General features: G+C 74.4%; 7 protein-coding genes. 3 read left to right on the top strand and 4 right to left on the bottom strand.

The features are described 5' to 3' along the window. Positions 1-646 (bottom strand): RNA-guided endonuclease InsQ/TnpB family protein (locus tag ACIP67_RS29315; protein ID WP_401695863.1); only part of this gene is annotated, 646 nt, incomplete at its 3' end. Between the two features lie 315 nt (positions 647-961). Here ACIP67_RS29315 and ACIP67_RS29310 point away from each other — a divergent pair. Both ACIP67_RS29310 and ACIP67_RS29305 read left to right on the top strand, forming a co-directional pair. Beyond that, positions 962-1339: a DUF2795 domain-containing protein gene (locus tag ACIP67_RS29310; protein ID WP_401695862.1), complete on the top strand. Its 378-nt coding sequence runs from the start codon at positions 962-964 to the stop codon at positions 1337-1339. An 82-nt stretch (positions 1340-1421) separates the two neighbouring features. Continuing rightward, on the top strand, positions 1422-1964 hold the full coding sequence (locus ACIP67_RS29305) for a type 1 glutamine amidotransferase domain-containing protein (protein WP_401695861.1): 543 nt from the start codon (positions 1422-1424) through the stop codon (positions 1962-1964). Positions 1965-2061: 97 nt separating this feature from the next. On the opposite strand, the gene ACIP67_RS29300 is transcribed toward ACIP67_RS29305, so the two are convergent. Then, entirely contained in the window at positions 2062-2400 is a 339-nt protein-coding gene (locus ACIP67_RS29300) for a DUF6158 family protein (protein WP_401695860.1), read from the bottom strand. 58 nt (positions 2401-2458) lie between these two features. Between ACIP67_RS29300 and ACIP67_RS29295 the strand changes: the two genes are divergently transcribed. Then, complete coding sequence (locus ACIP67_RS29295; protein ID WP_401695859.1) at positions 2459-3562, top strand: Vms1/Ankzf1 family peptidyl-tRNA hydrolase; 1104 nt, start codon at positions 2459-2461, stop codon at positions 3560-3562. Positions 3563-3697: 135 nt separating this feature from the next. On the opposite strand, the gene ACIP67_RS29290 is transcribed toward ACIP67_RS29295, so the two are convergent. Both ACIP67_RS29290 and ACIP67_RS29285 read right to left on the bottom strand, forming a co-directional pair. Beyond that, entirely contained in the window at positions 3698-5317 is a 1620-nt protein-coding gene (locus ACIP67_RS29290; RefSeq protein ID WP_401695858.1) for an ABC-F family ATP-binding cassette domain-containing protein, read from the bottom strand. Between the two features lie 549 nt (positions 5318-5866). Then, positions 5867-6556, bottom strand: coding sequence for a histidine phosphatase family protein (locus ACIP67_RS29285; protein WP_401695857.1), 690 nt, complete (start codon positions 6554-6556; stop codon positions 5867-5869). Between the last annotated feature and the right edge of the window lie 62 nt (positions 6557-6618).

Genomic DNA, 6618 nt, shown 5'->3' with positions numbered 1-6618 from the left:
ACCGGGGGGAGTCGATCTTCTCGCCGGTCGACAGCACCGCGAAGTGGATGAGGCCGAGATCGATGCCGATGGTGCGGTCGGTTTCGGGCATCCGCCCGGCGTCTTCGGCGGGGTCGGTGTCGATGACGAACGAGGCGAAGAACCTGCCCCCGCTGTCCTTGATGACGGTGACGGAGGTGGGGGCGGTGGGCAGCGTGCGGGACCACTTCACCTTCACCGCGCCGATCTTCGGCAGGTCCAGCCGCCCACTGTCAGTGATCTTCCAGCGGGCATTGGCGGTGAAACGGACCGACTGCCGCGCGTCCTTGCGGGACTTGAAGCGGGGCGGGCCCGGTTTCGGACCCTTACGGGTGCCCTTGAGGGCAGCGAAGAAGTTCCTGTAGGCGGCCTCGGCATCGCGCAGCGACTGCTGCAAGACGACCGCGGAGACCTCGCCCAGCCAGGCTCGTTCCGCTGTCTGTTTCGCCTGGGTGATCAGCCTCTTCGACAGCTCCCCCGCTTCCGGGAAGGGCTGTCCCTTCTTCCGGGCGTCTTCGCGGGCGCGCACGCAGTCGTTGAACACGACGCGGGCGCACCCGAACGCCCTGGCCAGCGCCGTGCGCTGACCGGCATCCGGGTACAACCTGAAGGCGTACCGGAGCTGCATGACGATCACGCTAGACACGTCGAACACGTGCCGTCACCGGGAACATGCGAGCGAACCGTCACCGTCGCGAGTAGCGTCCGGCTCCGCCGCAACGACACCGCGACGCTCCGCGTCGCAGTCCCGAGATCCGCTTCACCCCCGGCGTGAACGACTCTCAGCAGGTCGTGAACGCCGGAGCCCTGCGAATGAATCCCGGTAACCGTCTCCCGTCGCCGAACGGGAGACGGGAGACGGGGCACATCGGCGGGCCGCATCCGGTGTCGGCCGCCGCCCCTCGGGTACGCGGGGGCCGACCCCTAAGGTCTGGAGGGAGACATGCAGCGAGGCAGTGACCGGCTGAGCGTCCACCGGGACGACGAGATGAAGCACGAACTGCAGGGTCTGCTCAGGTCCGGGCACCCCACGCGGTCCGAGGAGTGGCACGACCCGGAGCCGTCCGCCGAGGACGACCCGGAGGTCTGGGGCGGTCCGGTGGTGCCGGGCACCCCCCGGGCGTCGTTGGAGACCGTACGGCTGGAGCTGGCCCGCATCCTGGGCCGCAGTTCCTTCCCCGCGGGCGCGGAGGACCTCGCCCGCACCCTGCGCCGCAAGAACGCGCCGGACGCCATGGTGGCGGCGGTACGGCGGCTGCCGCACGAGGCGCGCTTCGCGAACGTGCAGGAACTGTCCGAGACGCTGGTCAGGGCCGGCTGACGGGCCGTGACCGGGTCACAGGAAGCATCGTGCCGGGGGTGTCACCGCCCCCGGCACGCCAGGGAAAGGACGTTGAACGATCATGCGCATCGCGTTTCTGACCGCGCCCGAGGGCGTCGAGCAGGTCGAGCTGACCGATCCGTGGCAGGCCGCGGTGGACGCCGGCCACGAGCCCGTCCTGGTGTCGACGGCCTCCGGTGAGGTGCAGGCCTTCCACCACCTCGACAAGGCGGACACGTTCACGGTGGACGAGGTCGTCGGCGAGGTCTCCGCGGACTCCTTCGGCGGACTGGTCCTGCCGGGCGGTGTCGCCAACCCGGACTTCCTGCGCACCGACGAGCGGGCCGTGGCGTTCGTCCGGGACTTCTTCGGGCAGGGCCGCCCGGTCGCGGCGATCTGCCACGCGCCGTGGACGCTCGTCGAGGCGGACGTGGTCCGCGGCCGCGTACTGACCTCGTGGCCGAGCCTGCGCACCGATCTCGGCAACGCGGGCGCCACCTGGGTGGACGAGCAGGTCAAGGTGTGCGACCACGGGCCGAACAAGCTGGTGACCAGCCGCAGGCCGGACGACCTGAAGGCGTTCTGCGAGACGTACCTGGAGGTGTTCGCGCAGGAGGCCGGCTGAGGGCGTACGCCCACCGGCCCCGGTCAGTGTCCCCCGGCCTGTTCAGTGTCCCCCGGCCGGGGGACACTGATCGGTTCCCGGAGCGGCCCCGGTGGGCTCAGGCCCCGCCGGGGCCGCCCGTTCTGCCCGGCCCCCACTTGCCGACCGGGGTCCGGCCACCGCCCGCGTCGTCCGGGGCGTCGGCCGCGTCGCGTTCCCGGGCCCCCTCGCGGGTGCGGCTCGCGGCGACGGAGCGGCGCGGATTCCGGCGCAGGTACTCGCCCTCCAGCTGGGCCATGCGGTCGTTGTGGGCGCGCAGCGCGTCGTTCGAGCCGTACAGCAGGGTGTCGTGGCGCGTGCGGTGGATCGTCTCCAGCTCCTTCATGAGCTGCTGGTCGTCCAGCCGGTCCGGGTCGACTCCGGTCATGGTCGTGCCCCACTCGTCGTGTTCGTCCATGGGGTTCGGGTACCCGCGTGCGGAACACCGACCCTCGAGCGGCCTCCGGGAGGGAGCCATGGATCTCGCTTTCCTGCATCCACTGTACGAACATTCCGGTCCCTGGGCCTCCGTCTACGTCGACACCTCCCGGCACACGGAGAGCACCCCCCACGAACGGCATCTCACGGCCTCGGCGATGGCGCGGCGGCTCGCGGAGCAGGGCGCGGACGAGGCCACCTGCCGGGCGGTGAGGAGCGCGGTCGAGGACCTGCGCCACTCCTCCGAACCGCACGGGCGGGCGTTGTTCGCCCGTGCCGGGCGCGTCGTCCTCGACCCGTCGCTGGCCCGGCCCCCGCGGGGCGACACGGCCGAGTGGGCGCCCCTGCCGCGGGTGGCCCCGCTGCTGGAGCTGGCCGGGCAGGACCCGGTGTGCGTGGTGGCGTACGTCGACCGCCGGGGCGCCGACCTGGAGCTGCGCAGCGGGCTGGGCCGGGAGGACGCGGGGTCGGTGGCCGGCCGGCAGCACCCCCTGCACCGCACGTCGACCGCCGACTGGTCCGAGCGGCACTTCCAGCTGAAGGTGGAGAACACCTGGGAGCACAACGCGGGGGAGGTCGCCGGCGCGCTCTCCGGGTGCCAGGAGGAGACCGGGGCCGACCTGCTGGTGCTGGTCGGTGACGACCGGGAGGTGCGGGCCGTGCACGAGCGGTTGCCGCAGCGGCTCCGGGACCGGGTGGTCGAGGCCCGGCACGGCGCGGGCAGCCGGCTGCTGGACGAGGACGTCGAGCTGGCCCGGACGGAGCACACCCGGCGGCGGGCGGAAGCCGAGCTGGACCGTTTCCTGGCCGCCCGCGCACCGGACGACGAAGGGCGTGCCGGGGCCGTGGAGGGCGTGCCCGCGCTGGTCGAGGCGGCCCGGGAGCACCGGATCGACGAGTTGCTGATCCGCGTCGACGGCCCGGACAACCACCGCGAGGTGTGGATCGGCGAGGACCCGGACCAGGTGGCCGTGCGCCGCACGGGGCTCAGGACGCTCGGCGAGCAGAACTCGTGGGCGGCCCGGGCGGACGACGCGCTGATCCGCTCGGCGGTCGCCACGGACGCGCCCGTGCTCGTCGTCCCTGCGGCGGGCGAGGAGGCCCCGGTGGGCGGCCTGGGCGCGCTGCTGCGCTGGAAGTGACGTTCCGCCCGGGGCGGAAGTGACGTTCCGCCCGGGAGCCCCTGGAGCAGCGGGCCCGTGGAGCAGCGGGCCCGTGGAGCAGCGGGCCCGTGGAGCAGCGGGCCCGTGGAGCAGCGGCACCGCCGCCCCGTGGGGTCAGCGGGCCCGCTCCACGCGCCGCTCGTCCCACACCGGCTCCGGGGTCTCCCGGACCCGGCCGTCGCTGCCGAAGACCAGGTAGCGGTCGAAGGAGCGGGCGAACCAGCGGTCGTGGGTGACGGCGAGGACCGTGCCGTCGAAGGCTTCCAGGCCCTCCTGGAGGGCTTCGGCGGACTCCAGGTCGAGGTTGTCGGTCGGCTCGTCGAGCAGCAGGGCGGTGGCGCCCCGCAGCTCCAGCAGGAGGATCTGGAAGCGTGCCTGCTGGCCTCCGGAGAGCCGGTCGAAGGACTGCTCGGCCTGCTGGGTCAGCTCGTAGCGGCGCAGCCGTGACATGGCCGCGCCCCGGTCCTGGGAGTGCTCCTGCCACAGGATGTCGAGGAGGGTGCGGCCCTGGAGTTCGGGGTGGGCGTGGGTCTGGGCGAAGTGCCCGGGGACGACCCGCGCGCCGAGCTTCCACTCCCCGGTGTGCGCCACCTCCTCCCCGGCCAGCAGGCGCAGGAAGTGCGACTTCCCGGAACCGTTGGAGCCGAGGACGGCGACGCGTTCGCCGTAGAAGACCTCCAGGTCGAAGGGGTGCATCAGGCCGGTCAGCTCGAGTCCCCGGCAGGTGACGGCCCGGACGCCGGTGCGGCCGCCCTTGAGGCGCATGGTGATGTCCTGCTCGCGCGGCGGCTCGGGCGGCGGGCCCGCCTCCTCGAACTTGCGCAGCCGGGTCTGGGCGGCCTGGTAGCGGGAGGCCATCTCATGGCTGACGGCGGCGGCCTGACGGAGGTTCAGGACGAGCTTCTTCAGCTGGGCGTGTTTCTCGTCCCAGCGCCGGCGCAGTTCCTCGAAGCGGGCGAAACGTTCGCGGCGCGCCTCGTGGTAGGTGGCGAAGCCGCCGCCGTGCACCCAGGCGTCGGCGCCGGCCGGCCCCGGTTCGACGGAGACGATCTTCTCGGCGGCGCGGGAGAGGAGTTCGCGGTCGTGGGAGACGAAGAGGACCGTCTTGCGGGTCTCCTTCAGCCGCTCCTCCAGCCAGCGCTTGCCCGGCACGTCGAGGTAGTTGTCGGGCTCGTCGAGCAGCAGCACCTCGTCGGTGCCGCGCAGCAGCGCCTCCAGCACCAGCCGCTTCTGCTCGCCGCCGGACAGGGTGCGCACCTGCCGCCACTGCGCCTTCTCGTACGGCACGCCGAGCGCGGCCGTGGTGCACACGTCCCACAGCGTCTCCGCCTCGTATCCGCGGGCCTCGGCCCAGTCGGCGAGGGCCTGCGCGTACGCGAGCTGCGCGGCCTCGTCGTCGACGGTCATGAGGGCGTGCTCGGCCCGGTCGACGGCGCGTGCGGCCTCCCGGATGCGGGGCGGCGCGACCGACACCAGCAGGTCCCGTACGGTCGTCTCGTCCCGTACGGAGCCCACGAACTGGCGCATCACGCCGAGCCCGCCGCTGACGGTGACGGTGCCGCCGTGCGGCTTCAGCTCCCCGGAGACCAGCCGCAGCAGGGTGGTCTTGCCGGCGCCGTTGGGCCCGACGAGGGCCACGACGGCCCCCTCTCCCACCCGGAAGGACACATCGCCGAGCAGCGTCCTCCCGTCGGGGAGGTGGTACTCGAGGTGCGCGGCTTCCAGATGTCCCATGGAGAGGCATTCTGCGGGCCGCCCGCGGGCGACGGCAAACGCATTGGGCCGCGGGCCGCGCCCGCGCCCGTCGGCCCGGGAGGCCGCCGGCCGGCGCGGGGGCGGCGGCCCACCGGCCCTCGGACCGCGCCCGGCCGCCGCTCACCCGCCCCTCCAGCCCGCCGGCTCACCCACCGGTCCAGCCCACCCGTTCGCCCACCCGTTCGCCCACCGGTCCGCCCTCGCCGACCGGCTCACCCCGCCGGTGCGGGGAGCCGTCGGCCGGCGCGGACGGAGCCCCGCCGACCCGAGGACGGCGGCCCACCGGCCCGCGGACCGCGCCCGGCCGCCGCTCACCCGCCCGTCCAGCCCGCCGGCTCACCTGCCGGTCCAGCCCACCCGTTCGCCCACCCGTTCGCCCACCGGTCCGCCCTCGCCGACCGGCTCACCCCGCCGGTACGGGGAGCCGTCGGCCGGCGCGGACGGAGCCCGGCCGACCCGAGGACGGCGGCTCACCGGCCCTCGGACCGCGCCCGGCCGTCGTTCACGTACCGGCCCCGCCCCACCGGCTCACCCACCGGTCCAGCCCAGCCGTTCGCCCGCCGGTCCGCCGTCGCCGAGCGGCTCGCCCGTCGGTCCGGGCTCGCCCTCGGGGGCGACGGTCGCGCCTGCCCAGGTCAGGGCCTTCCAGCCGTCGGCCGGGGAGCCCTCCAGGACGACCACGCCGGTGTTGGCCAGACGGCGGGCGGCGGCGAAGGGGATGTCGACGTTGTGGGCGCGGGCGGCCGTCCAGGTGCGGACGGCGGCGCCGTGGCTGACCAGGGCGACGCAGGCGGCGCCGCTGTCGGCGGCCTCGGCGACGACGGCGTCGTAGCGGGCGAGGAACTCGGCGCCGCTCTCCCCGCCCGGCATGCGCAGTCCGGTGTTCCCGGCCGCCCAGGCCAGGGCGGTGCGCAGGTAGAGCTCGCCGTGTCCCAGGTCGCCCGGCAGCATTTCCAGGTCGCCCGCGGCGATCTCCCGCAGGCCGTCGCGCACGCGTACGTCGAGGCCGCGGGCCGCGGCCAGCGGGGCGGCCGTGAGCTGGGTGCGCACGAGGGTGGAGGCGTAGAGGGCCTCGATGTCCTCTCCGGCGAGGACCTCGGGCAGCGCGGCGGCCTGCCGCTCGCCGAGCGCGGTCAGCCCCGGCCCGGGGACGGCGGTGTCCAGCAGGTGGTCCACGTTGGTGGGCGTCTCGCCGTGGCGGACGAGGATCAGGCGCATGCGGTCGGCCTCCGGGTCTTCGGCGCGCCGTCCCCGCGTCGCCGGGCGGGAAACGGCCCACC

Source organism: Streptomyces sp. NPDC088812, from assembly GCF_044750285.1.
Lineage (GTDB): Bacteria > Actinomycetota > Actinomycetes > Streptomycetales > Streptomycetaceae > Streptomyces.
The sequence above is the reverse complement of the archived record's forward strand: the minus strand, read 5'-3'. Positions and strand labels throughout refer to the sequence as shown.

What these genes read in the sequence shown, in the direction of transcription:
- ACIP67_RS29285 (WP_401695857.1), bottom strand. Translation starts at nt 6,556, where the DNA reads ATGCGCCTGATCCTCGTCCGCCACGGCGAGACGCCCACCAACGTGGAC.
- ACIP67_RS29310 (WP_401695862.1), top strand. Translation starts at nt 962, where the DNA reads ATGCAGCGAGGCAGTGACCGGCTGAGCGTCCACCGGGACGACGAGATG.
- ACIP67_RS29300 (WP_401695860.1), bottom strand. Translation starts at nt 2,400, where the DNA reads ATGGACGAACACGACGAGTGGGGCACGACCATGACCGGAGTCGACCCG.
- ACIP67_RS29295 (WP_401695859.1), top strand. Translation starts at nt 2,459, where the DNA reads ATGGATCTCGCTTTCCTGCATCCACTGTACGAACATTCCGGTCCCTGG.
- ACIP67_RS29305 (WP_401695861.1), top strand. Translation starts at nt 1,422, where the DNA reads ATGCGCATCGCGTTTCTGACCGCGCCCGAGGGCGTCGAGCAGGTCGAG.
- ACIP67_RS29290 (WP_401695858.1), bottom strand. Translation starts at nt 5,317, where the DNA reads ATGGGACATCTGGAAGCCGCGCACCTCGAGTACCACCTCCCCGACGGG.